A 1953-nucleotide genomic window follows, 5' to 3' on the forward strand; every position below is an offset into this window, starting at 1 on the left:
GTGTCAACGCCGACTTAAAACTGACCCACTTAACCCTTCATTTGCCGAAGTAAAATTGACCCACCCGGATCACTCGGGTTTACGGTTCTGGCGGATCACGCCCGCTTTACGTTTGTCTTTGAGGCGGTAGCTCTCACCTGTCAGAGTCAGGATATGAGCATGATGCAGTAACCTGTCCAACATGGCTGCGGTCAGGGTCGCATCGTCGCTGAAGGCATTGGCCCACTGGGTAAACGGCAGGTTTGACGTCAGGATCATTGAGCCTTTTTCGTAGCGCTGGGCAACCACCTGGAAAAACAGATTGGCTTCTTCACGACCAAATGGCAGGTAGCCGATTTCATCGATCACCAGCAGCTTCGGGGCAAGGATGGCGCGGTTCAAATAGGCTTTGAGCCGCCCTTGCCGCTGTGCAGCGCCCAGTTGCAATATCAGATCGGCTGCGGTGATGAAGCGCGTCTTGATCCCGTTCTGCGCTGCCCGATAGCCCAAGGCAATCGCCAGATGAGTCTTGCCGACACCCGACGGGCCGATCAGCACCACGTTCTCGGTTCGTGCGACAAACGCCAGAGCGGCCAGCTCCTGCAGCAGCACCTTGGGTACGCCCGGGCTGAAACTGAAGTCGTATTCCTCCAGCGTCTTGATCGCAGGAAAACAGGCCATGCGCGTCAGCAACTCACGGCTGCGTTGTTGGCGAAAACCGTGTTCATGGCGCAGCAGGTGCTCCAGGAAGTCACTGAAGCTCAGGTCGTCCTTGACCGCTTGCTGAGCCAGCATTGGATAGTGATCGGCGGTGCATTCGAGCTTGAGCGCCTGACACAGCTCGACGATGGTCTGATGTTGCAGGTTCATGCGCAGGCCTCCCGGATCGCCTCATAGATGGAGAGCGGATGCTGAAGAGACTCATGTGGAATGGGTCGGTGCGCATCGCCCAGCAGGGCTCTCCAGGTCTGGCGCACGGCGGAAGGCAAAGGTGTCAGCAACCCTTGTTCCTGACGCCAACGGTCGATTGGGCGCTCCTTGAGCGTGGCATGGGTGCGCACATTGGCCACTTCGGCCAGCCATTCGCCGACCAGCCGGTTGGCGGTACCGCAATCCACAAGCAAGCCAGCCGAACTGACCCGGCTGTTCAGCGGGTTGTAAAAACTCTCGCGCAAGTAGCGGTTGAAACGCTCGACCTTGCCCTTCGTGCGGGCCCGATAAGGGCGGCAAAGGCGTATGCGGAAGCCCAGGTCGTCGGCCATCTGCAGCAGCCCGGCATGAAAGCGATGCTGACCATCACCGTAGGCATCACGCTCGATGACTGCAGTCTTCATGTTGTCGAACAGGATTTCGTCAGGTACGCCGCCGAAGTAATCGAAGGCCAGCAGCAACGAGTCGTGCACCGAGTCGAATGACTCATCAGGGACAAAGTGGACGTAGGTCATCCGGCTGTAGCCCAGCGTGGCCACGAAGGCTGACATGGGTGATTTGGCCCGACGAAACACGATGAAATCGGCCTGCATTTGTTTGCCCGGCTCGGTCTCAAACCGAACGACGGGGCCGTCATCACGCTTGGCTGGCTTGATCTTTGCCAGCCAGGCACGCAGTTGAGAAGCGCCCCCTTCATAACCACGCTCGCGAATCTCTCGTAACAGCACGGTAGACGGCAGCCAGAGCGGGTGAGCCTGTCTGACTCGCTCGTGCAGGTAGGCATGAAAGGCGTCGAGCTTGGTGGGTCTGGAGGCGCGTGAGTAACGCGGGACGGAAGGCTCTTTGAGGTAGCGCCGGACAGTGTTGCGGGACACGCCCAATGTCTTGGCGATCTGCCGAATGCTGTGCCCTTGGCGGGCCAATACTCTGATCTCCACTGCTTGCTCCTGGATCAACATGGGCAGCCTCAAATGGCTGCGACGTTAGCCCAGGTGGGTCAGTTTTACTTCGCTGGGGTGGGTCAGTTTTGCATCGGCACTAACA

General features: G+C 58.6%; 2 protein-coding genes. Both read right to left on the minus strand.

Annotated elements, in window-relative coordinates; genetic code table 11:
* Positions 1-69: 69 nt before the first annotated feature.
* A complete protein-coding gene (istB, locus tag K675_RS0114195) occupies positions 70-849 on the minus strand; it encodes an IS21-like element helper ATPase IstB (protein WP_017904171.1) in 780 nt (259 codons plus the stop codon).
* Positions 846-1868 carry an IS21 family transposase gene (gene istA / locus K675_RS0114200; protein WP_017904172.1) on the minus strand — a complete coding sequence of 341 codons (1023 nt, stop codon included), beginning with the start codon at positions 1866-1868 and terminating at the stop codon, positions 846-848. The genes istB and istA overlap by 4 nt, the downstream gene beginning before the upstream one ends.
* Between the last annotated feature and the right edge of the window lie 85 nt (positions 1869-1953).

The sequence above is a fragment of the Pseudomonas fuscovaginae SE-1 genome, assembly GCF_000364705.1.
GTDB classification, from domain to species: domain Bacteria; phylum Pseudomonadota; class Gammaproteobacteria; order Pseudomonadales; family Pseudomonadaceae; genus Aquipseudomonas; species Aquipseudomonas fuscovaginae_A.

Coding starts and splice junctions, on each gene's coding strand:
- istA (WP_017904172.1), bottom strand. CDS start 1,868: ATGTTGATCCAGGAGCAAGCAGTGGAGATCAGAGTATTGGCCCGCCAA.
- istB (WP_017904171.1), bottom strand. CDS start 849: ATGAACCTGCAACATCAGACCATCGTCGAGCTGTGTCAGGCGCTCAAG.